Origin of the sequence: uncultured Desulfosarcina sp., from assembly GCF_963664155.2 — a bacterium.
Classification (GTDB): Bacteria; Desulfobacterota; Desulfobacteria; order Desulfobacterales; family Desulfosarcinaceae; genus Desulfosarcina.
The window spans coordinates 2,622,699-2,648,273 of record NZ_CAXXXH010000001.1; the positions used below are offsets into that span (position 1 = coordinate 2,622,699).

General features: G+C 56.5%; 24 protein-coding genes. 15 read left to right on the forward strand and 9 right to left on the reverse strand.

Annotated features, from left to right (window positions below; all coding sequences use genetic code 11):
• The first annotated feature begins 4 nt into the window (after positions 1-4).
• From ugpB to ACHZBS_RS12000, 3 genes are all read left to right on the forward strand, one after another.
• On the forward strand, positions 5-1,327 hold the full coding sequence (gene ugpB, locus ACHZBS_RS11990) for a sn-glycerol-3-phosphate ABC transporter substrate-binding protein UgpB (RefSeq protein ID WP_319406747.1): 1,323 nt from the start codon (positions 5-7) through the stop codon (positions 1,325-1,327).
• A 155-nt stretch (positions 1,328-1,482) separates the two neighbouring features.
• Entirely contained in the window at positions 1,483-2,373 is an 891-nt protein-coding gene (gene ugpA, locus ACHZBS_RS11995; RefSeq protein WP_319406748.1) for a sn-glycerol-3-phosphate ABC transporter permease UgpA, read from the forward strand.
• A gap of 9 nt (positions 2,374-2,382) precedes the next feature.
• Positions 2,383-3,303, forward strand: a complete 921-nt coding sequence (locus tag ACHZBS_RS12000) for an ABC transporter permease subunit (RefSeq protein ID WP_319406749.1) — start codon at positions 2,383-2,385, stop codon at positions 3,301-3,303.
• Between the two features lie 250 nt (positions 3,304-3,553).
• Here the strand turns inward: ACHZBS_RS12000 and ACHZBS_RS12005 are convergent, their stop codons facing one another.
• Together ACHZBS_RS12005 and ACHZBS_RS12010 are read right to left on the reverse strand one after the other, a co-directional pair.
• Entirely contained in the window at positions 3,554-4,675 is a 1,122-nt protein-coding gene (locus ACHZBS_RS12005; RefSeq protein ID WP_319406750.1) for an Acg family FMN-binding oxidoreductase, read from the reverse strand.
• Between the two features lie 12 nt (positions 4,676-4,687).
• Positions 4,688-5,479, reverse strand: coding sequence for an HAD-IIB family hydrolase (locus ACHZBS_RS12010; RefSeq protein ID WP_319406751.1), 792 nt, complete (start codon positions 5,477-5,479; stop codon positions 4,688-4,690).
• A 216-nt stretch (positions 5,480-5,695) separates the two neighbouring features.
• Between ACHZBS_RS12010 and ACHZBS_RS12015 the strand changes: the two genes are divergently transcribed.
• The 4 genes from ACHZBS_RS12015 (at position 5,696) to ACHZBS_RS12030 (ending at position 9,070) form a co-directional block, all read left to right on the forward strand.
• Positions 5,696-6,436 (forward strand): glycerophosphodiester phosphodiesterase family protein, encoded by a 741-nt coding sequence (locus tag ACHZBS_RS12015; protein ID WP_319406752.1) that lies wholly within the window; start codon positions 5,696-5,698, stop codon positions 6,434-6,436.
• A 213-nt stretch (positions 6,437-6,649) separates the two neighbouring features.
• Positions 6,650-7,387, forward strand: a complete 738-nt coding sequence (locus tag ACHZBS_RS12020; protein ID WP_319406753.1) for an enoyl-CoA hydratase — start codon at positions 6,650-6,652, stop codon at positions 7,385-7,387.
• Positions 7,388-7,391: 4 nt separating this feature from the next.
• On the forward strand, positions 7,392-8,468 hold the full coding sequence (locus tag ACHZBS_RS12025) for a DUF1786 family protein (RefSeq protein ID WP_319406754.1): 1,077 nt from the start codon (positions 7,392-7,394) through the stop codon (positions 8,466-8,468).
• Between the two features lie 170 nt (positions 8,469-8,638).
• Entirely contained in the window at positions 8,639-9,070 is a 432-nt protein-coding gene (locus tag ACHZBS_RS12030; protein WP_319406755.1) for a hotdog fold thioesterase, read from the forward strand.
• A gap of 22 nt (positions 9,071-9,092) precedes the next feature.
• Here ACHZBS_RS12030 and ACHZBS_RS12035 read toward each other — a convergent pair whose 3' ends face one another.
• On the reverse strand, positions 9,093-9,857 hold the full coding sequence (locus tag ACHZBS_RS12035; RefSeq protein ID WP_319406756.1) for a divergent polysaccharide deacetylase family protein: 765 nt from the start codon (positions 9,855-9,857) through the stop codon (positions 9,093-9,095).
• Positions 9,858-10,132: 275 nt separating this feature from the next.
• Positions 10,133-10,276 carry a hypothetical protein gene (locus tag ACHZBS_RS12040; RefSeq protein ID WP_319406757.1) on the reverse strand — a complete coding sequence of 48 codons (144 nt, stop codon included), beginning with the start codon at positions 10,274-10,276 and terminating at the stop codon, positions 10,133-10,135.
• 143 nt (positions 10,277-10,419) lie between these two features.
• Here ACHZBS_RS12040 and ACHZBS_RS12045 point away from each other — a divergent pair, with 143 nt between their 5' ends.
• Positions 10,420-11,184, forward strand: coding sequence for a transporter substrate-binding domain-containing protein (locus ACHZBS_RS12045; RefSeq protein WP_319406758.1), 765 nt, complete (start codon positions 10,420-10,422; stop codon positions 11,182-11,184).
• 117 nt (positions 11,185-11,301) lie between these two features.
• Here ACHZBS_RS12045 and ACHZBS_RS12050 read toward each other — a convergent pair whose 3' ends face one another.
• Both ACHZBS_RS12050 and ACHZBS_RS12055 read right to left on the reverse strand, forming a co-directional pair.
• Entirely contained in the window at positions 11,302-11,931 is a 630-nt protein-coding gene (locus ACHZBS_RS12050) for a GAF domain-containing protein (protein ID WP_319406759.1), read from the reverse strand.
• A 415-nt stretch (positions 11,932-12,346) separates the two neighbouring features.
• Positions 12,347-13,777: a PLP-dependent aminotransferase family protein gene (locus ACHZBS_RS12055; protein ID WP_319406760.1), complete on the reverse strand. Its 1,431-nt coding sequence runs from the start codon at positions 13,775-13,777 to the stop codon at positions 12,347-12,349.
• A 294-nt stretch (positions 13,778-14,071) separates the two neighbouring features.
• Between ACHZBS_RS12055 and ACHZBS_RS12060 the strand changes: the two genes are divergently transcribed.
• On the forward strand, positions 14,072-14,416 hold the full coding sequence (locus ACHZBS_RS12060) for a DUF2917 domain-containing protein (protein ID WP_319406761.1): 345 nt from the start codon (positions 14,072-14,074) through the stop codon (positions 14,414-14,416).
• 41 nt (positions 14,417-14,457) lie between these two features.
• Positions 14,458-15,342, forward strand: coding sequence for a DMT family transporter (locus ACHZBS_RS12065; RefSeq protein WP_319406762.1), 885 nt, complete (start codon positions 14,458-14,460; stop codon positions 15,340-15,342).
• Positions 15,343-15,395: 53 nt separating this feature from the next.
• On the opposite strand, the gene norR is transcribed toward ACHZBS_RS12065, so the two are convergent.
• Positions 15,396-16,970, reverse strand: coding sequence for a nitric oxide reductase transcriptional regulator NorR (norR, locus tag ACHZBS_RS12070; RefSeq protein WP_319406763.1), 1,575 nt, complete (start codon positions 16,968-16,970; stop codon positions 15,396-15,398).
• Positions 16,971-17,156: 186 nt separating this feature from the next.
• On the opposite strand from norR, the gene ACHZBS_RS12075 reads away from it, so the two are divergent.
• The 4 genes from ACHZBS_RS12075 to hcp all read left to right on the forward strand — a co-directional run bounded on the left by ACHZBS_RS12075 (position 17,157) and on the right by hcp (position 22,180).
• Positions 17,157-19,454, forward strand: coding sequence for a nitric-oxide reductase large subunit (locus ACHZBS_RS12075; RefSeq protein WP_319406764.1), 2,298 nt, complete (start codon positions 17,157-17,159; stop codon positions 19,452-19,454).
• Between the two features lie 95 nt (positions 19,455-19,549).
• Positions 19,550-20,131 carry a hemerythrin domain-containing protein gene (locus ACHZBS_RS12080; RefSeq protein WP_319406765.1) on the forward strand — a complete coding sequence of 194 codons (582 nt, stop codon included), beginning with the start codon at positions 19,550-19,552 and terminating at the stop codon, positions 20,129-20,131.
• Positions 20,121-20,456, forward strand: a complete 336-nt coding sequence (locus ACHZBS_RS12085; RefSeq protein WP_319406766.1) for a cupin domain-containing protein — start codon at positions 20,121-20,123, stop codon at positions 20,454-20,456. The genes ACHZBS_RS12080 and ACHZBS_RS12085 overlap by 11 nt, the downstream gene beginning before the upstream one ends.
• A gap of 95 nt (positions 20,457-20,551) precedes the next feature.
• On the forward strand, positions 20,552-22,180 hold the full coding sequence (hcp, locus tag ACHZBS_RS12090; RefSeq protein WP_319406767.1) for a hydroxylamine reductase: 1,629 nt from the start codon (positions 20,552-20,554) through the stop codon (positions 22,178-22,180).
• A gap of 91 nt (positions 22,181-22,271) precedes the next feature.
• Here the strand turns inward: hcp and ssb are convergent, their stop codons facing one another.
• Both ssb and ACHZBS_RS12100 read right to left on the reverse strand, forming a co-directional pair.
• The gene (ssb, locus tag ACHZBS_RS12095; protein ID WP_319406768.1) at positions 22,272-22,739 is read right to left on the reverse strand and encodes a single-stranded DNA-binding protein; all 468 of its coding nucleotides are present in this window, start codon (positions 22,737-22,739) and stop codon (positions 22,272-22,274) included.
• A 71-nt stretch (positions 22,740-22,810) separates the two neighbouring features.
• Complete coding sequence (locus tag ACHZBS_RS12100) at positions 22,811-23,920, reverse strand: DUF362 domain-containing protein (RefSeq protein ID WP_319406769.1); 1,110 nt, start codon at positions 23,918-23,920, stop codon at positions 22,811-22,813.
• Between the two features lie 184 nt (positions 23,921-24,104).
• On the opposite strand from ACHZBS_RS12100, the gene ACHZBS_RS12105 reads away from it, so the two are divergent.
• The gene (locus ACHZBS_RS12105; protein WP_319406770.1) at positions 24,105-25,316 is read left to right on the forward strand and encodes a hypothetical protein; all 1,212 of its coding nucleotides are present in this window, start codon (positions 24,105-24,107) and stop codon (positions 25,314-25,316) included.
• Positions 25,317-25,575: the final 259 nt, after the last annotated feature.

Here is a 25,575-nt window from a genome sequence, read left to right on the forward strand (position 1 = left end):
AGCCATGATGAAAAAGCTCATGATGTTGATGGTATTGGTGATCCTGGCGGTTTTCGCCGCCGATCAGGTTTTTGCGAAACCCATTGAAATCCACTGGTGGCACGCCATGCGTGGCCCCCGGGGCGAGACCCTGAAAAAAATTGTGGACGCCTTCAATGCATCCCAGAAAGATTATGTGGTGGTGGAGACCAACAAAGGCAATTACGATGAGACTGTCAATGCCGGTGTGGCCGCTTACCGGGCCAAAAAACATCCCCACCTCCTGCAGTCCTTCGAAGTGGGTACCCTCACCATGATGCTCTCCGGGGCCATTTATCCGGTCTACAAACTCATGGCTGATCAGGGTTACAAAATCAACTGGTCCAGCTACCTGCAGCCCGTGCTTTCCTATTACGTGGACGAAAATGGGAACCTGCTGTCCATGCCGTTCAATTCATCGACGCCGGTCATGTATTACAACGTCGACCTGTTCAAGCAGGCGGGCATAGATCTGCCATCCAAAACCGAGCCGTTGACCTGGGACCAGATGGGCGACATCACGGCCAAGCTGGTGGCTTCAGGAGTGAAAAAAGGCATGGTCACCACCTGGCAGTCATGGATACAGGTGGAGAACTACAGCGCTATCCATGATCTGCCTTTTGCTTCCAAAGCCAATGGCTACGAAGGCCTGGACTGTGAACTGCTGATCAACAACCCTCAGGTCATCAACCATCTCGCACAGCTCAAATCCTGGATGGCGGACGGTCGTTTTTCCTACGAAGGCCAAAAATACCAGGGACCTCAGGCGGCCTTTGTCGGCGGTGAGGCAGCCATTATGATGGAATCCATCAGCGGTATCGGCGCAGTAAAGAAAAATGCAAAGTTTGCCTGGGATCTGGCCCCGCTGCCCGTGGAAGCCAGCATGAAAGCCCCCCAAAACAGCATCATCGGCGGCGCCTCCCTGTGGGTCATGAAGGGTCATCCCAAGAAAGATTACAAAGGTGTAGCCGCCTTCCTGAATTTTCTTGCCCAGAACGATATGCAGGAATTGTGGCACATGGAGACGGGCTATTTCCCCATCACCATTACAGCCTATGAAGACCTGAAGAAAAAGGGCTATTTTGATGAAAACCCCTACCAGGAGGTGGGCATCAATCAGATGACCCGCCGCCAGCCCACCAAGAACTCCCGGGGGCTCCGGCTGGGATATTTTGTGCAGATCCGCAACATCATCAACGAAGAGATGGAGCTGATCTGGAACGGCTCCAAGACCCCGCAGCAGGCCATGGATGACGCCGTGTCCCGAAGCAACGAGAAGCTGCGCGAGTTCGAAAAAACCTATAAGTAGCCGTTATAATAAAATGGCGGATTACCCCTTGCGGTGCACCGGGCGGACGCGATATGCTGCGACGGTACGCCGCAAGGCTTTTTTGACCTCATGAATGAAAGCTCACCATGGCGTCAGTTGACCAACGATAACACCGGAATCGATCACCGCTATCCATGATCAAACGATCCCATTTCACTTCGCAAACCCTGGCCTATCTGCTGATCCTGCCGCAGATCCTGGTGACCCTGACTTTCTTCTACTGGCCGGCCGTGCAGGGCCTGCTCCAGTCGTTCATGCTCAGCGATCCATTCGGCCGGCGCAGCCAGTTCGTCTGGTTCTACAATTTTATCAATATTTTTACCGACCCCCTGTACCTTAAATCCATCGGGATCACCCTCGGCTTCAGCCTGGCCACCGCCCTTACCAGCATCATTTTCGGCCTTTTTATTGCCGCGCTGGCCAACCGTGCCCTGCGGGCCAAGGCGATGATCCGCACCATGCTCATCTGGCCATACGCCGTGGCGCCCGCCATTTCGGGCATCCTCTGGCTTTTCCTGCTGCACCCGTCATTCGGCGTGTTGGCCTATTTCCTCCAGGACCGGATGGGAATCGACTGGAACCCGATGCTCAGCGGCACCGACGCATTAATCATGGTGGTGATGGCCAGCGCCTGGAAAGAGATCAGCTACAACTTTGTCTTTTTCATGGCTGGCCTCCAGGCTGTTCCCCATTCGCTCATCGAAGCGGCGGCCATGGACGGGGCCGGGCCTTTCCGGCGGTTCTGGACCATCACCTTCCCGCTGCTTTCCCCCACCTTGTTCTTCCTGATGGTCATGAATATCATCTACGCTTTTTTCGAGACTTTCGGGGTGATCCATACGGTTACCCAGGGCGGACCCGGCGGTGCCACCAACACCCTGGTTTACAAGGTTTACCAGGACGGCTTTATCGGCTTGAACCTGGGATCGTCCGCGGCCCAGTCCGTGGTCCTCATGATCCTGATCGTTACCATCACCGTGCTCCAGTTCCGCTTCGTGGAGCGCAAAGTCCACTATACGGTGTAATCGCTCACTATGGTTGAACGAACCCCCATTCTCGACACCCTCACCTACGGCTTTCTGATGCTCGGCATCTGTATCGTGGGTTTTCCCATCTTCTATACCGTCGTGGCGGCGACGCTGCCCCTGGAGGAGGTCGCCAAGGTGCCCATGCCGCTGATCCCCGGTGACCAGTTCTGGGTGAATGTCAACACGGCCTGGGAGAAAGGCAATTTGGGGCAGCAGCTGATGAACTCGTTCATCATGGCGTCGGGCATCACCATCGGCAAGATCGTGGTTTCCATGCTGGGCGCTTTTTCCATCGTCTATTTTGACTACCGCTTCCGCAAAGTGGCATTTGCCACCGTCTTCTGCACCCTGATGCTGCCGGTGGAAGTGCGCATTCTGCCTACTTACGAGATAGCAGCCAACATTTTCGGTCCTCTGCAGTGGTTCATCGACACCTTGCATCTCAACAGCCTGATTCAGTGGTGGGCTGGCAACGATTTTGAAATCGCCCTGGAATGGAGCCTGCTGGACAGTTACACGGGCCTGATCCTTCCCCTGGTGGCCTCGGCCACCTGCACCTTCCTTTTCCGGCAGTTTTTCCTGACCGTACCCGAGGAGTTGTGCGAGGCGGCCAAGCTGGACGGCGCGTCGGCCATGATGTTTTTTCGCAAGATTCTGCTGCCGCTTTCCCTAACGAATATCGCCGCCCTGGTGGTCATCGAGTTCGTCTACGGTTGGAACCAGTACCTCTGGCCGCTGCTGATCACCACCAATCCGGACATGACCACCGCTGTCATCGGTCTTCAGCACCTGATCCCCCAGGCGGACGACGTGCCTTACTGGAACGTCGCCATGGCCGGTTCGCTGCTGGTGATGATGCCGCCTATCCTGGTAGTGCTGATGATGCAGCGCTGGTTTGTCAAAGGGTTGGTTGAACGGGAAAAATAAGTTTGACGGCTTGGTAAAAGCCCGATACCTGCGTTACGCTTAATCCCTCGTCACTGCGGCGTATGCTCGATACACCTCATTCCTCAGGATTCGCAAGCCTTGATCTCGGACTTTTACCAAGCCGTCCGATCGGCAGGGTTTTTAAACAGGCTCGTATGAAACAACTGTGAAATCCGGAAATTGAAGGCATTCTATCCTTTACATCGGTTTTACATCCCTGAATTCCCCCATCCGAAATCCATCAATCATTTTATGTGGTTACAAACCATTCCACCGGTCTGCGCAGGCTGACCGGGTCCGGATACTTTTCGAGATAACCCACGCGCAAGACAAATTGAGGAAAAAAGCCGCTGCCGTGAGAACCCGCGATCTGGTCGAGGCCATTTTTTTCCTCAAGCATCTGGGTCATGGGATGGATGCCGATCCTGTGTTCACGGGCCAGCAGTGCCATGCGTTCAAAACGTCGGCCGGTGTCGATTAGATCTGCCACCGTCTGCCCCGAACTGGTGATGACCAGCCATCCTCCTCCCTCCTGCGCCAGTCCGGCAATCAAATCGATTCCTTGTTGACGGTAGGTTTCCTTCATAAAATCTTTTGGTTGGATAAATTGACGTACCACCCAGCCCTTGAAACCCAATATTTCCATACTTTGGGTGGTCAAACCATCACGATGGTGCTTTGCATCCCGGGTATTAAAGCGCAACCAGCGCACCAGCTCTTGCTGGGCGTCATCTCGCCTGGCTTGAACACGGTAATTTTCCACGGCCGCCTCCCGCATGCATGCGGCGTGGTTGGACTCCCGTGGGAAGTAAAACAGATGCCCTTTCATCCCATCGGATAGGGTATTTACATCCGCAGCGGAAATTTCTTTGGGTAAATGTCCATGTTTGACGGTCCGGCGCTTTTTGATTCGTTGCAACGGATAGTCGTTCGGCCCGTCCTTTTGGAGGGCAACACGGATCACATCCCGGTCATAGCGATCCCGGGCAATCACTTGAATTTCGGTGCTCACCCCATTTGCTCCGGCGGCCAGCGACAGATTTTCGACAAAGGCCCCCAGCGACAACATCAGCTCACGGTTCTGCGGATCCACACATGGTAGTCGACGTTCAGCATCGGCTTCGATAATCCAATTATCAGGACTTTCGATTCGAACGCGCCAGGGTTGGCTGTTGTGCCCGCTGGGAGCCAGGCCGGCGTGATAGAGGATGGTTTTCGCCGTTTTATCCAGATTGGACAGCGGACTGTTTGTCTCTTGAAAGGCAGGGAAATCTTTACGCGTCAATCCCGAACAGCCATTTAACGTGGCTGCGCTTCCCAGGAAAAAGCCGGCCGACAGGGCTCCTTTAATAAATGCACGGCGATTAAGCATGAGCAACCCTCCTTATCGATCCAGAATCACGTTCACCATTTCGGCAAAGCCGAACCCGCCTTCGGCGCGGGTCACCCAGGTCGGCGATGCCTCCAGCAGAGCCTCGAAGGCCCGGACATTGGCCACCCCTACCGAATGGGGAAAAAAGCCGAACATGGGCGAATCGTTGGGCGAATCGCCGCAGAAGATCACCTGGTCCCGTCTCGCATCCATTTGCTCCTTAAACACTTCTTTGAACATCAATCGGGACATGGACAGCTTATCGTAGTCGCCGAACCACCCGTTCACATGGATGGAGCTGATTTTGGCGGTGGCTCCGGCGGCCTCGAAAATCGTTTGGATGGCCTGTGCCGACGACATGGGCAGGGCCGGCACGTCTTCGCAGAAATCGATGGCCAGGTCCGCCTCCCGATAGGCCTGATCGGCGGCCACGGCGCAGCCGGGAACCTCGGCAAGCACCTTCTCCCGGATGCGATCAAGTCTGGTGCGATCGGAGATTCGTTCTTCCTTTGATTTCCAATAGCGCCGGGTCATCTTTTTTTGACGGTCATCGTATCGAAAATAGAAGGCGCCGTTTTCGCCTACCAGCCCGTCAACCGGCCACATCCGGGCGATGTGGTCGCACCAGCCGGCCGGGCGGCCCGTGATGGGGACCACCCGGATGCCGGCCCGTTGGAGGTTCTCCATGGCGGCGAAGACCACGGCCGGCAGGCGGCCGTTTACAGTTAGGGTGTCATCAATGTCGGTGAGCACATAGCGGATGCCGGTCTTGTCGACCTGGTGAAACGTGTCGATCGGTTTCATCGAAGTCCTTCTTTTTAAGATTGTCCATGCTTGTATCCTACGTTTTGGAACATTCTTGGTGATATAGACGGGAAGAGTCACCCTGTCAAACGAAGGGAAACATGCGGACTGTTTATTAATCTTGCGGTTTTTTTAGAACTTGATTAGGACAGTTACCGACCTTTTGGGAACAATTGGAATAAAATTTCAGCAACAGAGGATTGTTCGTTTATCTACATGATGAAAAAACAACTGCAACAACGATTGTTTATCGCCCACCGTGGGATCAGCGCCCGCTATCCGGAAAACACCTTAGCCGCGTTCAACGGTGCCATCGATGCCGGCGCCCATATGATCGAGCTGGACGTTTGTCTCTCCAAGGATCGCCACTTGGTGGTGATCCACGACGAAACCGTGGACCGAACCACCAATGGAACCGGTCCGGTCAAGACGCTGACTTTAGCTCAGCTCCGCCAATTGGATGCCGGCAGCTGGTTTGACCCGCGGTTCCACGCGGAACGGCTGCCTACCCTATCTCAGGTGTTGGATACGGTAAAAGGGCACCTGCTGGTGAACATCGAAATCAAGCCCGAGGCTTTCGAAGAGAAACGGCCGGCAGATGCGGTGGAGCGGCAAGTGCTGGATTTGGTGCGTGAGAAAAACATGCTCGATGACGTTCTGGTGTCCAGTTTTGAATGGCAGGTGCTTGAAAATCTGAGAAAAATCGATCCGGGCATCGCTTTGGGCCTGCTTTCAGAGGTTCCCGCGGATGAGAATCTGCTCCACTGGTATCAACGGATCAAGGGTTTCTCGTGGCACCCGGACTTCAGGGTGTTGACTCAACAACAGGTAAACACCCTTCATGATATGGGTGCGTGCGTGTTCCCCTATGCGGTGGATGGTGAGATCGACACCCGCGGGATGCTTGCCATGGGTGTGGACGGATTGATCGTCGACGACCCCCGGCAGATGATTTAGCCATCCTCTCGACTGTCCCGCCGGGGACATTCCGCCCATCGGAATCGAGGCGCAGTGATCGCCTGCAAGGGAAAGGCGCACGATGTGTGCGCGTCATCCTGACCGTTGCTATCGTGGGACCTTGACGCCGGTTGCCGCTTTTGCCATACTCCCTGATGTCGCACCTGCCTGAGTCGGTTCAGTATCCCTATCAACCCTGCAAGGAGAAGAACGATGGCCCCACCCGTGCTTGTTGACGTGGAGAATCAGACTGCGGTGATTACCCTCAACCGCCCCGAGCGGAGAAACGCCATCAACCAACAGCTCCTCATCCACCTTTACAATGCGCTGGAGGCGGTGACCACCCGCAGGGATATCAGGGTAGCCATCATCACCGGAAACGGACCCTCTTTCTGTGCCGGCCTAGACCTGGGTGCCATCGGCAAGGAGAATCTTTTCGATCCCCGGGGAGATGGCAGCGATCTGCCGGATTTGATGCGTGCATGCAACAAACCCATCATCGGAGCGGTGAACGGCCACGCCATCACCGGCGGTTTCGAGCTGGCCTTGAATTGCGATTTTATCATCGCCGCAGAAAATGCACAGTTCTCCGATACCCATGCCCGCGTGGGAATCCATCCGGGCTGGGGAATGACCCAGCTGCTCCAACAGACCGTGGGTCAGCGCCGGGCCAAGCAAATCTCTTTTACCTGCCAGCCCATATTCGCCCATACGGCGCTGGCCTGGGGGCTGGTCAACGAAGTCCTGCCCAGAGAGCATCTGCTGGACCGTGCAAAAACCATTGCCGCCCAGATCGTTCAGGCCGATCCCCAGCTTCTGGGAGTTATTAAAACCCTCATCGAAAACCGCAACCGCAGTCCCCTGGAGCAAGCCTTCGATAAAGAGAGAAGCGGATTCAGACAATTTATTCAGGACAAGATCAGTCAATTCAAGCTCTCTCGAAAGGAGTAGCACCATGGGACGCTACCTGCTGCTGGACATCGGTGCCGGTACCCTGGACATGCTCTGCTATGACACCGACCATGATCTTCACTACAAAGCGGTGGTCCGATCGCCGGTGCGGGTGCTGGCGGACGAAATCCGGCAGACCGGCGGCAATTTGTTGGTCACCGGCTGTGAGATGGGCGGTGGTCCGGTCTCCCAGGCGCTGATCGACCGCGCCAAGACCGCTGACGTGCTGATGTCAAAACCATCCGCCGCCACCATCCATCACGACATGCAACGGGTGGCTGCCCATGGCATCCGCCTGGTTGACGAGGCAGAAGCCGAGGGCTTGAAGGATGATTCCCGATTTTATCATATCCGTACCGGAGACATTCAACCCGATCGGCTACAGCAACTCGTCCGAGGCTTCGGTGTTCCCTTTGAATTCGATGCCGTGGCCATCTGCGCCCAGGATCATGGATTGGCGCCGTCCGGGGTCTCCCACCTGGATTTCAGGCATCAACGGTTTGCGGCGGCACTGGCGCATCACCCGGTTCCCCAGACCCTGCTTTACCGTTCCGATCAGGTCCCGGCAGAGATGAACCGGCTGTCGGCCATCGCCAAAGTGGCAAAGTCCCTTCCCACCCATCGGGTCTATGTAATGGATTCGGGAATGGCAGCCATTCTCGGCGCATCCATGGACGTGCTGGCAGCGAATCAAAAAAGAATCCTCGTGCTGGATATCGCCACATCCCACACGGTGGGTGCGGCCATGGAAGATGGCATGCTGTGCGGCTTTTTTGAGTATCACACCACAGACATCACCGCTGCGCGGTTGGACCAGCTGCTCAAGGACCTTGCCGACGGAAAGCTATCTCACCGGCAGATTTTAGATCAAGGCGGCCACGGGGCCTATGTCCGCAAATCATTGGGCTTCGACGGCGTCGAACTGATCCTGGTCACCGGCCCCCGGCGGCGACTGGCCCTGGAATCAAAACTTCCCATCACCTTCGGCGCCCCCTGGGGAGATAACATGATGACCGGAACGGTGGGCCTCATGGAAGCCGTGAGGCGACGCGAAGAGATGTCGCCGATCAGGTACCTGTAAGGATTTTCCCAGCAGGTAATTTACCTCGACGACGGCTCGGCGTTGTCCGGGAGCAGCGTTGGTTCGGTTTACCGGAACCGGCTGCCGAGCGGCAGCGTTTTCGAACCCTTTTTCCTCGATTGCCGGATGGAGTAGACTGTTATTGTCGTTACGCCCGAGGAGGGCGATCCATGCCAGATAGATCACGCCAGGCAGCCATCGATGCCCACATCCAGAACGATGCCTTTGCCCGGTTCCTGGGTGCCGAGGTAACGATCGTGGCACCGGGGCACAGCCGGGTTTCGTTGACCGTCACCGCGCAGATGACCAATTTTCACGGGATCACCCACGGCGGCCTAGTGTTCGCCCTGGGTGACCTGGCTTTCGCCGCCGCCAGCAATTCCCGGGGGCAGGTGGCCGTTGCCTTGAATGTAAACATCTGCTTCCTCAACCCGTCCAAGGTGGGTGACCGCCTGGTGGCCGAAGCCAAGGAGTGCCATCTGGGAGGAAGAACCGGGTTATATGAAATCACGGTGGTGGATGAAAAAACCGGCACCCCCATCGCCCGCAGCCAGGATCTGGTGTATCGCAAGAAGGCGTGGTTCGTGGCACCGGAAGATTAAACGCCTTCTGCGGGTGGGCCGGTTATAGTATTTGTGAAATGTAGACGAACGCGACATCCCTGCTTTCGGGTGTCTCCAGAAAACGCATGATGCCTTCGACGGTATCCGGTCGCGGATGACCGATTCCGATGGCGCTGCCATGCTTCAGTGCACGGGCCCGAAGCCGTTTCATTTGCCGGATGACCGACCGCACCTCCCGCTGATTGTCCAGGAACAGATCCCGCCTTATCGTTGACATGCCCATTTGCCGGGCGCAGGCGTAAGCTGCTGAATGCCCGGTGGTCAGACTGTCCACAAAAAACAGGCCGCGGTTTCTGACCACGTCCAAGGCCTGCCCCATTTTTTGGGGCTGCTGGGTGTATTTGGATCCCATGTGGTTGTTGACGCCCACCACGTTGGGCAAGGTGGCGATGTTTTCGGCCACCACATGGTGAATGCGTTCCGGTCGGTCATTCACGAAAATGGCGCCGGGTCCCGGATCCACCTTGGTGCTGAACGGTTCCATGGGTTGGTGGAGCATGATTTCGTGGCCGGGGGCATGCAGGGCCAGGGCCGACTCTACGGACCAGCAGAGTCGAGGCAGAACAGAAAAGGTAATGGGAATATCCGCTTTGAGAAATTGTTCGGCCCGTCTGAGGTTGAACCCGATGTCGTCGATGATCAGGGCGATACGGGGAGGGCCGGCGGCCGGCGGTAAAAAGGATTCTGCCGAAACCGGGATACGGGAAACGAAAAGACTTCCCAGGAGAAGTCCGGCGCTTTTAGCCAGAAAAGTACGTCGATCCATCCGTTGTTCCGCGTTTCTCCGGCCTGCTGCCAGGTGACCCACCTTTCTGGTGGGGGTAGATTTTCTTCCTTTTTGAGAGCGTTGAATCGGTCTTGCATGATAACCCTTGTTTTCTTATACAGGTGGTTGCGTTTTGGATCAACCCCTAACACTATATATAGGATAGCTTGGGAATTCTGAGGACTTTTGCCAGTGACGGGCTTCCAATTCTCCAGGGCAGCAGGTGCGTCCTGCGGTCCAGCCTATCGTACGTCCACGACAATTGTGCCGTTCGGTCAGAACGCAAATCCGCCATTGGCGCATTTATTCTGGTCGGTGCTCCAGGCGGGGTCTTTGCCCGGAAGCAGGACCACGGCGTCGGCGATATCCGCCCCGAGGGCTGATGCCGTGGCCTGGACAAAGCCATCGATTTGTGCCACGCCGCATCATAAAAAGAATCCCTGTCAGATTGATAGCCTGAAGAATCATGTGTTGAAAAGATCTTGCTCGGCGTTTCTAAATCGTTCATACTTTCGCCTATGTATTCCTGGTTTCACAAATCATTGAACCCCACGAACCAACCATGAAAAAACCCTTGCATTCGATCCTATTGCTGGCCCTGCTCTTAATTTCGTTGCCAACGCAGGTAATGGCAAACAAAGAGGCTGTCCAGGTAGCCGTTGATGCGGCCTATCCGCCTTACATGTTCGGTACAAGCCCGGTAAAAGGCCTCTATCCGGAAATTATCAGAATGGCCTTTTCCCTGTCCGGCATCCCTGTAAAAATAACCGAATATCCCTGGAAGCGGGCACTGAGCCTGGGCCGTGAAGGCAAGGTTGCCGTCGGCGGGATCTATCAGAACCTGAGACGCATGGCCCTGTTCGACTATTCCGACCCGATTTACCTTGAAACATTGCGGGTGTGGGTGAAAGCCGGTCACGAATTTCCATTTAGCGGGGTGGTGGACCTGAGCGGGAAACGGGTAGGCATCAACCGGGGATGGAGCTATGGCGAGGTATTCGACAGCGCCCGCCGGGCCGGTTTGTTTGAAGCCGAAGAAGCTACGGACAATCTGGCAAACCTGAAAAAGCTTATTCTCGGCCGTCTGGATTGCATTATTGCCGATGAACTCTCCCTTTCGCAGATTATATACCAGAGGGGGTTGGGTGGTGATGTGGAAATGCTCGATCCTCCCGCTGCAGTCAACAGCGTGCATCTGGTTTTCGCCAAGCGCGCAAAACAGACCCTTGTCTTGGATCGGTTCAATCAGGGTTTGGTCAAAATGAAAGAAAACGGGACCTACAGCCGGATCATCGACGAGTTTATCCATGGGGTTGAAGTAGATTGATTCCTCTACGCATTCAAACCCTGCCGCTGTCGAGTCCTCCTTGCCCTCAGGCGTAGCCGCACTCCGACCCTCTCGCTTTTTCTACCCGACAAAACTATATAAAGATAAGGATCAGCATCAGGCGCTGGCGTGGGCCACCTCCTCTTTAGAAAAACTTCTGGGTACGCCTTCGTACGGGGTCCTTTTTTTAGATTTGATCGTTCGGGGATCACGCATGGATTTCAGAATGTCGATGCTTTCCTTATACCCTTTGTTGATCCGGCACAATTCCAGCGCCATGCCGACCACCTGGGCGACAGCCTGGACGAAATTCACGTCATTATGTCCGAACTCCCAGGGTTCGGCCGTGTAAACCCGCAGGCATCCGATAATGCGTTCACCGATGATCATCGGTACCGAGAGAATCGATGCGATGCCCGCTTTTCGGGCAGCTTCCGGGTATTGAAGCCGCGGGTCGTCACTGACATCGTAAATGGCCACCGGCTGACCGTCTTCAAGGGCTGATGAGATTGATCGAAGGGCGCTGATCGGTCCCTTGTCCAGGTACTCCCGGCTGAGTCCATAACTGCCGGCAAGCGAAAGCACATTGCTTTTCTTGTCGAACAGAAACAGGGTGCAGCCTTTGACGTTCAACGCATTGGTGACCCCCTCCACCGATATCAGGACAATTTCTTCAGGATCCCGGATCATCGAGATGGATCGGGTGATCCGGATCAGGCTCTCATAGGTGATGACAGGTTTTTCCATGGCGACCTCCTTGGGTTAAAATGGTTGATCCGTGCCGGCCATCGAGTTCAGACTTGACGGCAAAACTGGTTCAGGAGGCGTTAGGTCGTTAACGGAAAGCCGTGTTGCGTTATCGGGCCAGAAATATCAGAGGAAGAAAAAAGACGATGAAAAGATTTGCCGGGTGCAATTACACGTGTCGGTATCGATCAGGCGCTGAAGTCGAATGGTTCGATGGCTGGTTATAAATAATGTCCCACAGAATTGGATTGATTGCAAGGCACATGATCTGTCTGTCGCGGCAACTTTACGTGAAATCCTTCCGGCGGTTTCTGCTTGGGCGGCCGGAAGCTGCTCCTCCCAGACCGACTTTCTGATTGTCCGGTTTGTTTTTATGATCCTTTTTAACTCCCGTGAATACGAGGGAATTCAGACTTCACCCGACCTGTGACATCCGGTCGATGACCCGCCCCAACCGTCGGATGGCTGGTAGGGCCTCGTCGGACCAGTTGGCTGCGTTCAGGCGAATGAAATTGCGGTATCGGTTGCCGGTGGAAAAAAGATGGCCGGGGGTGATGGCAATGCCCTCCTTCAGCGCGGTTTTGTAAAGCGCCAGAGCGTCGACGCATTCGGGCAGTTCGATCCACAGCAGATAGCCTCCGGCAGGATCAGTCACGCGAATACCGGATGGAAAGAAGCGAATCACCGCCCGTCTTAACTCCGCTACACGTTCCTGGTACACACGGCGAATCCGGCGCAGGTGCTGACGGTAGCCCCCTTCGGCCATGAATTCGGCCACCGCCACCTGGGGGAGAGTGGCCGCGGCCAGGCTGGTGCTGTATTTCAACCACGCCACTGTGGATCGGTATCGCCCGGGTGCGGCCCAGCCGACCCTGAGCCCTGGTGAGAGCGTCTTGGAAAATGAGGCGCACCACAAGACCAGGCCTTTGGTATCGAATGCTTTGGCGGACAAGGGCCGTTTGGCGGAAAAGTGAATGTCCCCGACGATATCGTTTTCAATCAAGGGGATGTCTTGAGATGCCAGCAGTTTGACCAGTGCATTTTTGCGTTCATCCGGAATACAGCTTCCCAGAGGATTGTTGAAGTTGGAAATGACCAGACAGGCCTGCACGGAGTTGTTTTCCAGGGCAAAGCCCAAGGCCTCCAGGCTGATGCCGTCCCGGGGATGAGTGGGGATTTCCAGGGCTTTGAGGCCGAGATTCTCCATGTATTGAAACACGTCGAAACAGATCGGCGACTCCACCGCAACGGTATCGCCGGGGCGGCAGACGGCCTGCAGACAGCTGGAAACGGCTTCGCCGCAGCCTGACGTGATGATGATTTCATCGGCATCCAGGGTGCAGCCGGCGTCCACCGCATGCCGGACGATTTGCTGGCGAAGAGGCTTGTTGCCGGGCGGGGCCATGTACAAACCGGCGCGATCGCCCATGCGGCGGGCCGCAGACGCCATGATCCGGTTCAGCTGCCGGGTGGCTGTGAGTTCCTGGGCCGGGTGGGCGGCGCCCAGTTGGGTCAGTTTCGGGTTGAGGGTATCACGCAGAACGATCATGGTGATCAGTTCGCGCATACCGACGGCGCTCGGATCTGGTTCAGGATCGGAAAGCGCCGGCTCCGGGGGGGCGCTGGGAAGCTGGTTGCTGACATAAAACCCCGATCTTGGCCGGGGAACCAACAGTCCTCGTGCCTCCAACTGGTAGTAAGCTTTCAGTATCGTGGTGATGCTGACCTTCCACTGCTGGCTTAACTTGCGCACCGACGGTGCGGCCGCTCCCGGTCCGAAGGCCCCTTCTTCGATCAGACGCGTCAACTGGTCGGCGACCTGTTGATATTTTGGTGTTTTACCCATGGGCAACCTCCAAAACTTAAAGGTTTCAAGGCTTCAATCAGTACAATTGGGTTACTTCGCAACCAGTACAGATGTAAAATTATCATAACTGTACTCATAACAAAACATTAATATTGTGGCTGTTATTGTTTTTCTGGAAATTGTATTCATCATGCCAGGGTAACGCAGGTTGCCTTCAGCGTGGATGCCTTGGACCCGTGTGGTACGTGTCGACGGAATGAATTTGTTCTACGGCTGATTTTTTTATAGCTCTATCGATCCTGCCACATTGAAGGGCGGGGTGAGGAGGCAGCAATGAATCATCAATTTCTGGATTCCGGAAGCATCATGAGTGCCCAAAAGCGATTTTTTCTTTCAAACCTGAGCACACCGGATACGCTGGTCGATCTGGCCGCCGGTCAGGGTTGGGGACTAAAGGGAAAACGCCGGCAGCAAACCCTGTTTTGTCTCCAGGGAAGCGTGTGGGTCACTCAGGAATGCGATATCCACGACTATGTGCTCGAAGAAGGCGATGCTTTTCTTGTGACGCAGCCGGGACTGGTGCTGGTGCGAGCCCTGACGCCGGCACGAATCGGCTACGCCGAAAGCCTGATGCCTATGCCCTTTAAAGGGCGTTTCAGCCAGACCGTCTTCAACTAGTGCCCATTAAGATTTTTGGCGAACAATAAAGTTGGGTTCCCATGAATGAAAAACGACTGGCCGTGCTGATGCTCTTTACGGCCGCCATCTTCTGGAGTACCAGCGGGGTGCTTATCAAGCTGGTCGCGCTTCATCCCATGGCCATTGCCGGCTGGCGCAGCCTGATTGCTGGCGGCGTCATCCTGCTCCTTTGCAGAAAAGAGGTCCGGATTTCTTGGGGTATCAACCCGGTGATGGCAGCCGCCTGCATGGGGCTGTTCTGTATCTGCTTCGTGATCGCCACCAAGCTTACCACGGCTGCCAACGCCATTGTTCTGCAGTATGCGGCATCGGCCTATGTGGCAATTCTGGCCCCTAAAATGCTCGGTGAACCCACCCGGCGACAGGACTGGTATCTGTTGTCGGTGGTCGTCGGCGGCATCGGTCTCTTTTTTGTCGATACGCTTTCCGAGCGAGGCACTATGGGCATTCTGGTGGGCATGGTTGGATCGGCCTTCTGGGCCGGCGCCATGATTTTTCTGCGAAAATCCCGCAGCGGTTCCACCGCCTGGCCTTTGGCCCTGGGAAATTTCATGGCCGCGGGCCTGTGTCTACCGTTCATGTTCAGACAGATACCCACGTCAATGGACTGGCTGGGGATCGTGGGCTTGGGCGTCATTTCACTGGGGGCCGGCTACGCGGTCTTTGCCTATGCCATCAAGCGGGTCCGGGCGCTCGAGGCGGTCCTGATACCGTCCATCGAGCCGCTGATCAATCCCATGTGGGTTTTTCTGGCCACCGGTGAAGCGCCCGGCATGTGGGCGTTTTTAGGTGGGACCCTGGTGCTGGTCGCGGTGACGGTGCGCGGTATGGTTACGGCCTACCACAGTCGGATTTCAACGCGACCGGTCAAGCCGATGTCACTTGCCTGTACGACGACGGGATAGTCGAACGTCCTAAAACCCGTTTCTTTTCCCACGGCCGGAATGACAGTAGCCGTCTACCGGCCCCGCTTCGTTTGCTTCATTTTTTGCCGCAGATTCAGCCGTGTCGCCAGATTATGAAGGTTGCTTCGGTGCATGCCCAGATCGCGTGCGGCCGCAGCCCAATTGTTTTGATTGTTTTCAAGGGCCCGTCGGATGGTTTGTCTTTGAAAATTCCTGGTTTCCGTGCTCAGCGAAAATCCTTTTGAAAAGATCGGCTCGGAAAGCTGGATGCCACGCGTTTCCTTCGTTTGACCAGACGACAAATCCCCTCCCAGGTGGTTCGGACGGATCACCACCGGTCCTCCCCGCGGCAATCCCGACGAGGCCTTCAGCACGGCTCTTGAGATGATGTTTTCCAGTTCACGGACATTTCCCGGCCACCGATAGCCGGTTAGCAGCTCATGGGCATCCGGGTTGATTCGAACCGGCCCCAATCCCAGCCGACGTTGGGTGCGTTCACAAAAATATCCGGCCAGCATCGGGACGTCGGCCCGGCGTGCCCTCAAGGGGGGCACCGTGATAGGATAGACATTCAGGCGATGAAACAGGTCCGCCCGGAAGCGGCCGTCGTTTACCTCCGTCTCAAGGTTGCGGTTGGTGGCCACCAGAAGGCGCACATCGACCCGAATCATTTTATCCGACCCCACCCGCTGAATTTCACCTTCCTGGATAACCCGCAGCAGCTTGGCCTGGATGGAGAGCGGCAGCTCGCCGATTTCATCCAGAAAAAGGGTGCCGGCGTCGGCCAACTCGAATTTTCCTGTGCGATCTCTGCCTGCGCCGGTAAACGCCCCTTTGGTGTGACCGAAAAGCTCACTTTCAGCCAGCGTTTCCGGCAGGGCGGCGCAGTTCAGGTAGAGCATGGGACGGTCTGCCCGTGTCGAACGCTGGTGGATGGCGCGAACCACCAGTTCCTTGCCCACACCCGTCTCCCCCAACACCAGAACAGTGAAATCCGACCGTGCCACCAGGTCGATTTCCCGACGCAGGTGATCCATCACCGGACTCCCGCCTAAAATCTGGGTGCCGTGCTGCCTGACAATGTCCTGCATCAGGTCGATGGCAATCTGCCCCTGTCGTTCGGCACTGTGCTCTAATGCCTCGATGAGCCGGGCCGTCTGCATCTGGGCACCGGCCAATGCGCCCACTGCGATGAGAAACCGATGATCCAGGTGGTCGAAGGCTTTGGGATCCAAAGCATCGGCTGTGAGAACGCCGACCAGGGTGTCGTCCACACGCAGGGGGCATCCCAGGCAGGCATGGATATTCCCCAGGGCATCCGGATCCGCAACCAGCAGCCCGTCAAAGGGATCGGGCAGGCTGTTGTCGTCGGGAAAGCGTACCGGCTCCCCGGAGTTGCAAATGATATCCAACCGCGGATGATCTTTGCGTGCATAGTGGCGCCCCATGGCGTCCGCGGACAGCCCACGGGCGGCCACCGGAATCAGCCTGTCTCCGTCAATGCGCAGCAGTGCCGCTGCATCATAGGGAATGGCCCGTTTCAGGGTGTCGATCAGTCGCTGGTAGCGGTCCCGGGTGTTCATCGCGGCCGTCAGGTCGACGGCTATCGGTATCAGTGTGTCGATCATATCCATGGTTATCGTTTTTACAACAAAGTTACGATTATGGCAACAGTTGTATGGTTGTCGTTTTTACAACAGCATTCTTATTCTATTGAAATGTCAAACAAAAAAATGTGGCACACGGCTTGCTGAATCAATTGGAAAGACAGCAATAATTCTGCTGGTTAAGCGAGCAGTGAAAGAGAGGAAGCGATGAAAGAGACCAAACGACTGTGGATAGTGTTGGGAGCCGTAATTTTTTCCACCCTGTTTGTTCTGGGGTGGTTCGGGCACGAATTGTACCGCAAGGTGCCGCCTATCCCGCTGAAGGTGCAAACCGGGGAGGGGGAGGTGCTGATGACACGCGATGACATTCTGCGCGGCCAGCAGGCCTGGCAGAGCATCGGCGGCCAGCAGGTGGGATCCATCTGGGGCCATGGCGCTTACCAGGCGCCGGATTGGTCAGCCGATTGGCTGCACCGTGAATCCGTGGCCTTGCAGGAGCTGCTGAGCCGAAAATATCACCGAACCGGATTTGAGAACCTGACCCGTCCGCAGCAGGCCGAAATCAACCAGCGCCTGCAGGCCGAAATGCGCACGAATACCTACCACCCGGAATCTGGAACCGTGACCATATCCAACGAACGGGCAGCGGCCATTGCCCGGACCGCCGACCATTATATGGCGCTTTTCAACGATGATCCTGACTTGGCCGGTCTTCGCGAATCCTATGCGCTGCATGAAGGCGCATTGCCCGACCCGGTTCGAAGGAAAGCCTTGACAGCCTTTTTCTTCTGGACTGCCTGGGCGGCCACCACTCAACGCCCGGATTTGGCTGTAAGTTACACCAACAACTGGCCTCACGAGCCGCTGGTGGGCAACCACGCCACCACCGCCAGTTTGATCTGGTCGATAGCCAGCATCGCTTTCCTGCTGGCCGGGGTGGGCGGTCTGGTGTGGTACAAACTGTTCCACGACCGTGAGGAAGAACCACCCACACCGGACCGGCAAGACCCCCTGGACCGTATCGCTACCACGCCGTCCATGCGGGCGACCGGCAAGTATGCTGTCACCGTCATCGCCCTCTTTGTCGTCCAGGCCCTGCTGGGCGGTCTGACAGCCCACTACACGGTGGAAGGCGATTCCTTTTTCGGGATGCCCCTTGCCAGCATCCTGCCGTATGCCGTAGTACGGACCTGGCACGTCCAACTGGCCGTTTTTTGGATCGCGAGTGCTTTTTTAGCCACTGGATTGTACCTGGCCCCCGCTGTGGGCGGACGTGAACCGCGCTTTCAGCGCCTGGGGGTCAATGTGCTCTTCGGAGCCCTGCTCGTGGTGGTGGCCGGCTCCCTTATCGGCGAATGGCTTTCGATTCAACAGGTATTCAATCTGGATGCCGGATTCTGGTTCGGGCACCAGGGTTATGAATACGTGGATCTGGGACGCTTCTGGCAGATCCTGCTTTTCGTTGGACTGCTGCTGTGGCTGGTGCTGATGCTGCGCGGCCTGTGGCCGGCGCTGCAGCAAAAAGGCCACCGTCGCCAACTGGTGCTGCTGTTTGCCGGATCGTCGGCCGCTATCGGCCTGTTTTACGGTGCCGGGTTCTTCTATGGTGCCAGAACCCACCTGACCATAATGGAGTACTGGCGCTGGTGGGTGGTCCATCTGTGGGTGGAGGGCTTTTTTGAGGTCTTCGCCACCGCGGCCATGGCGTTCATCTTTACCCGGCTAGGGCTGGTGCGATCCCTGAGTGCTACGCGGGCAGTGCTCTTCTCGTCGGCCATTTACCTGTTCGGCGGCATTCCCGGAACTTTTCATCATCTGTACTTCAGCGGTACACCCATCTCCATCATGGCTGTGGGCGCTTCCTTCAGCGCCCTTGAAGTCGTTCCCCTCGCCCTGATCGGGTACGAGGCCTGGGAGACCTATCAAAAGGTCGAGGCCGTCGAATGGATGGAAACATACCGTTGGCCCATCCGTTTTTTCATGGGTGTAGCCTTCTGGAATCTCGTGGGGGCCGGTATTTTCGGATTCCTGATCAATCCGCCCATCGCCCTGTATTACATGCAGGGATTGAATACGACGCCGGTGCATGCCCACGCTGCCCTGTTTGGGGTATACGGACTGCTGGCCCTCGGACTTGTGCTGGTGGTGCTGAGGCGGCTTCACCCCCAGGGCGTCTGGCGGGAGGCGCCGTTACGGCTGGCCTTCTGGTCCATGAACGGCGGCCTGACATTGATGATCGTCCTGAGCCTGCTGCCCATCGGCCTGATGCAGACCTGGGCCAGCATCGAACATGGGTTGTGGTATGCACGCAGCGCCGAGTTTCTGCAGCAGCCGGTGATGGAAAATCTGCGCTGGTTGAGAACCATTGGCGACACGGTGTTTCTGGTGGGCGTGGCTGCGCTGGCCTGGTTCGTGGTCGGTTTGATTACGGGCTGGTCATACAAAAAAGTCGGGGTTGGCCGCCTCCCCAAAGATGAGCCGACCCCTAACGGCATAGCGGCATAATTTAGGATTGCGTCCGGGCATTCAGCCGGCAGGCCAATTCCCGGACGTCATCAACAAACGAGTGGACCCGTGCTGAGAACTATAGGAGGATGACAATGAATGCCATCGAAGATCTGAGGGAAGAACATGAAGCGGTTCGATTGACCCTGAGAATCCTGGACAAGATCATTGTGGAGACGTCGAAGGCAGGCCGTGTCCCCCGGCCTGGAGATATGGATCAGCTGCTTGATTTTTTTTCCATCTTTGTCGACACCTGCCATCACGGCAAGGAAGAGGAACAGCTTTTCCCGGCCATGGAGGCGGTGGGCGTCAGCCGCGACGGCGGTCCTATCGGAGTGATGCTCAAAGAACACGAAGAAGGCCGCGGGCATGTGAAAGCGATGCGGGCAGCTCTGAAGCGGAGCCATGAGGGTACCACGGGTGCGGTGGATGATCTTATCCGGCATGCCCGGGCCTATATCCAAATGCTTGAGCAGCATATTCAAAAAGAGAACCGGGTTCTTTTTCCCATGGCGATCCGGCATCTTTCCACCGCCAAATTGAATGAATTGAATGATGGCTTTGAGAAAATTGAAACGGATAAGATCGGTACGGGCAGACACGAAGCCTTCCACCGTATGCTGGATTCCATGAAAAGCGTTTATCTGTTAAAAAAAGGAGGTTTACATGACCACTGAACCTGTTAAACTGGAAGACACTGCATTTCATCTGGCGAATTTTATCGACTATTCTGACGATTCCGTTGTCAGCAAAACCCTGCTGAAGAAGACCACCGGCAATCTCACCCTTTTCGCCTTCGATGCTGGCCAGGGCCTTAGCGAACATACGGCCCCTTTCGACGCGGTGGTATATATCCTTGACGGCCAGGCCCGGATCACCATCGGCGGCCAGCCTCTCAGCGTGGGCGAAGGCGAAATGCTGATCATGCCGGCCAACATTTCCCATGCCCTGCATGCGGAAAAGCGGTTTAAAATGCTGCTGGTGATGATCAAAGGTGAATAGCCGCTATTTTTGGGTTGTGTCTTGCTTTTCAGCCATCCCTGCCAGTTATGCGCAGGGACTCCAACCCGTCATCAAAGAAAAGAAGGAGGGTCGCCATGTTTTGTTACCAGTGTGAACAGACCGCCAAAGGGACCGGTTGCACCATCCAGGGGGTTTGCGGCAAGCAGCCCGAGGTGGCCGCGCTCCAGGACCTGCTCCTTTACTCGCTCATGGGCTTGTCCCAGGTGGCGGTGGAGGGGCGTAAAGTGGGTGTATCAGATAGGGATGTCAACGTTTTCACCGTCAAGGCCGCCTTCTCGACCCTGACCAATGTGGACTTTGATCCGAATCGTTTCGTGGTCCTGATCAACCAATCGGTCAACCTGCGGGAAGCGTTGAAAACCAAGGTTCGGGCGGCCGGCGGCAATGGCGCCTGGCCGGCCGGCGCCGCCGCCTTCCAGCCCCAATCCTCCCTGGACGACCTGGTGACCCAGGCTGAGCAGGTGGGGCTGAAATCCTATCCGGGCGACAACCCCGATATTCTGTCGCTGAAGCACACCGTGCTGTTCGGCATCAAAGGGGTCAGTGCCTATGCAGACCATGCATTGATCCTTGGCAAAGAGGACGAAAGCGTCTATGCATTTGTCCACGAAGGATTGGCCGCCATTCAACGCGACGACATGAGCGTGGACGACTGGGTGGCCATGGCCCTGCGATGCGGCGAAGCGGCCTACAAGGCCATGGAACGACTGGACGCCGGCAATACGAAAACCTACGGCCACCCCGTGCCCACCCGGGTTCCCTTGGGGTACAGGAAAGGCAAGGCCATCCTGGTTTCCGGACACGACCTGAAAGATCTGGAGGAACTGCTCAAGCAGACCGAAGGTACGGGCATCACCATTTACACCCACGGGGAGATGCTCGCCACCCACGGCTATCCCAAACTGAAGGCCTACCCGCATTTTTACGGTCAGTTCGGCACGGCCTGGCAAAAGCAGACCAAGGAGTTCGCCGAATTTCCCGGGGCCATCCTGATGACCACCAATTGCATCCAGCGGCCCAAGAATGACTACAAGGCCAACCTTTTCACCAGCGGCATGGTGGGTTGGCCGGACATTCCCCATATCTCCGACCTGAACTTCAAGCCTGTCATCGACCGGGCCCTGGCGCTTCCAGGTTTTACCGAGGACCGGGTGGATAAAGAGGTGACGGTGGGCTTTGCCCGCAATGCGGTGCTCGGCGTGGCCGACAAGGTTATCGAAGCGGTCAAGGCCGGCCAAATCCGGCACTTCTTCCTGGTGGCCGGCTGCGACGGCGCCAAACCGGGGCGCAACTACTACACCGAATTCGTCGAAAAGGTTCCCAAGGACTGCATCGTATTGACCCTGGCTTGCGGCAAATACCGCTTTTTCGATATGGACCTGGGCGACATCGGCGGCATCCCCCGGCTGTTGGACGCAGGACAGTGCAACGACGCCTATTCGGCCGTACAGATTGCCACGGCACTGTCCAAGGCGTTCGATGTAGGGGTCAACGAACTGCCCCTGTCATTGATTATTTCCTGGTATGAGCAAAAAGCGGTGTGCGTGCTGCTGGCCTTGCTATTCCTGGGCATCAAAGGCATTCGCCTCGGTCCGACCCTGCCGGCGTTCATCACTCCCAATGTGCTGGATACCCTGGTGAAGAATTTCGACATCAAACCCATCGGCACGGCCGACGAGGACCTGAAGGCGATCCTGGGATAATCGATTCCGTTGGGAGGGGCCAAAAAAAAGGGGCTGCCTACGACGCCTGCGGCTGCCCCTTTAAATTTTATGCCAGCGGTCAACAGTAAGCTTAGAACGGGATATCATCCTCCTTGTCATTCTGGTAGGACTGCTGGGGGTAACCCTGATCCTGGGGATAGCCGCCGCCACTTCCGCCGCCTGCTGCCGGCCGGGGACCACCACCGCCCCCCTCGCGGGTGCCGAGCATCTGCATGATGCCGCGCTGGTCGACCACGATTTCCGTGGTATAGCGGTCCTGTCCGTCCTGCCCCTGCCATTTGCGGGTCTGCAGTTTTCCTTCGATGTAGACCTGCCGACCCTTGGACAGATATTCCCCGCAGATTTCGGCCAGCTTGCCGAACACGACCACGCGGTGCCATTCAGTTTTTTCGCGTTTCTCTCCGCTGTTTTTATCTTTCCAGGATTCTGACGTTGCAATGGAAAAATTGGCTATCGGTCTTCCGTCAGCGGTGTACCTGATTTCAGGATCCTGCCCCAGATTTCCCACCAAAATGACTTTATTAATACCACCCGCCATAAGCTACCTTCCTTTCATTCATGGGCATCCGATCACAGCCCGTTGGTTCTTACCAATTTTTATTGGCTCCATTATCGATTTTTCGTCAACCATGCGACCACTTTTCCGGCTATCGGTTTTTTGGCCCGGATGGCCGCGTGGGGGCACACCTCCAGGCAGCAGTAGCAGCGGATGCACGTGTCGGTGTTAAAGGCAATTCCCCGGTCGGTGTAGGAGATGGCCTTGGCCGGGCAATATTTCCAGCATTCACCGCACAGCTTGCAGGCCTTGTTGTCCGCAACCGGCTGCTGAATGACGAACCTGCGCATGAACCGGCCCAGATAGTCCGGTCCCATGGTCAGCGAGCCCAGTTCCGGAAATTGAAAGTCGTCCAGGATTTTCAGGTCGCCGTTGATATGAACCCTGCCGTCATACACCCCCATTTCCCTGGCATTGCGATGGGTTTCCAGGGTGTCGGGATCCAGTCCCACCTGCAGGCAGGCCACATGATCCACGGCGTGGGCGTTTTTGCCTCCCATCAGCAGTCCCAATTCCCTGGGGGTCCCGCTTCTTCCCGGACCCTGACCTTCCATGGCCAGGATGCCGTCCATGATGGTATAGGCCGGGCCGACAGCCTGGAAGATGCTGACGATCAGTCGTCCAAACATCTGCCGATCGACGCCCGTGCGCATGTGCCATTCGGGTTTTTTCAGGCCCACGATGCAGCCGAAAAGATTTTTAACCCCCAGGGTCAGCATCATCTGGGTATGGGTTTTGAGCTTGGCCAGGTTGATCACCACATCGGCTTCCATGGCATCTTTGGCTATGTCGATGCTGCCGAAAGGTTCACCCACGTCCACCGAAATGGTTTCTTCAAAGGGCTTGACCGTCACGTCGAGGCCTTTGAGCATTTCCTCGTAGCCACCCTTTTTCCACAGCTTGGAAAAACTGCCCATGGCCGGGCTGTCCGATATCTGGACCCGGGCGCCTTTGGCCAAAGCGAATTCGGCGGCTGCCTTGAGAAGCAGCGGGTGGGTGGTCAGCGCCTTTTCGGGTGCTGCCGGGGCGAGAAAATTGGGTTTAATCAGCACCCGGTCGCCAGTGTCGATGGTCGGCCCCTCACTGGATTCCAGCATTTCGAAAACGATGGGCCGAAGCACCGCTTCGTTGTAAGCTGCTTTTCGAATCATGACAGTGGACATGGCAGCGGGCGCTTTCTGAAGCTTAACCTTGAGACGGCCGGCGGCTTTCAGTGCCGTGGCGTCAAGGGTGAACGACGGTGATTGAACATTTGCAATCGAACTGATAGGATGCGCTCGTCAGGCAACTTAATATTGATGCAGCGGTTTATCAAGTCCTTTCCCCGCCCAGTAATTGTCCAAAGCGATGAGTGATTCGATCTCCGTTAATCCAAAAAACGATCATGTCGGCGACAGCGCCTTTGCCAAGCGTGTCCGCCGTCACGTTGCCGGGCGTGTTCGCGCTTACCATGCAATCGCTTCCCCGGGTTTCGAGGATCTCTGCTGCCAGGAATTGATTGCCCTGGGCATGGATCCCACAGCAATGTCCCTCCACGCCGGAGGCGTGACCTTTACCGGTCGGTTGGTGGACTGCCAGCGGGCCGACCTCCATCTGCGCACGGCCACGCGAATTCTCATGCGTATCGATGGGTTTGTCGCTACGAACGCGCGCCAGTTGGAAAAAAAATCATCCGAAATTCCCTGGGAACTGTTTCTTCCATCCGGACAGTTGCCGGATATCCGGGTGAGCAGCCGGCGATCAAGGCTCTATCACACGGAAGCCATCAGAGAAGGCTTGCAGAGCGGTATCGCCAATCGATCGAGCGGCTCCTCCGATTCTGCATCCTCGTCGATTCCCCAGACCCTGTTCGTGCGCGCGGTGGAAGACCGGTTTACCCTCTCCCTGGACAGCAGCGGTGATCCGCTTTACAAACGGGGACTGAAGGCGGGTCCGGCCCGGGCCCCCATTCGTGAAACCCTGGCGGCGGCCATGCTCATGACCGCCGGCTACGACCCCCGACGACCCCTGGTGGACCCCTTGTGCGGGTCCGGCACCTTTTCCCTGGAAGCGGCCATGATGGCCAAACAGATGGCACCGGGCGTGAAGCGGGCGTTTGCCTTCATGGGCTGGCCGGCCTTTCGTGAAAACCAGTGGGGGTTTATTAAGCGGAAGGCCGAATCAGCCGTGCAGGATTTGGAACAGCCCCTGATCTTTGCGTCGGACGTTGACCCAGGTGCCTGCGAAAGGCTGACCGGCATGATCGCCGGCAACGGGCTGGCGGATGCCGTCCAGGTGGGGCAAAGGGATTTTTTCCAATGTGAGGCCGGTCAGTACGGCGGTGAGACCGGTTTAGTAACCATCAATCCACCTTATGGCGTCCGCATCGGTTCTGTCCAACAGGCGGATGATCTGTTCAAGGGCATCTGCCGGCACCTGACAACGTGTTTCCAAGGATGGAAGGTCGCCCTGATCGCTCCCCGACCGGCCCTGGCTTGCAGACTGCCTTTCCCGGCCAGACAAGTGGCGATGTTGCATGGAGGCCTGAAGCTGACGCTGATCGTTGGAACCATCAGGTAATAGTCGGTTCTATCTAATTATCCAATCCACATCGCGGCTGTTCAAGTCTGGCTGAAAAGCGCATTTTCAGTGGCTCCAATGAAGTTCTTCACTGAGTCGGGTAACCAAGAAGCTTTGGTTTTCCGTCCCATAGGCAAACAGCCGATAGTCATTGCAGCCCGGTCCATGGCAACGATAGCATATGGAGAAAGTGGGACCTGGCGGGCGATGGTGATATCGTGCCTCTTATCCGTGGAAATGTGCTTCGATATCGTTTGCA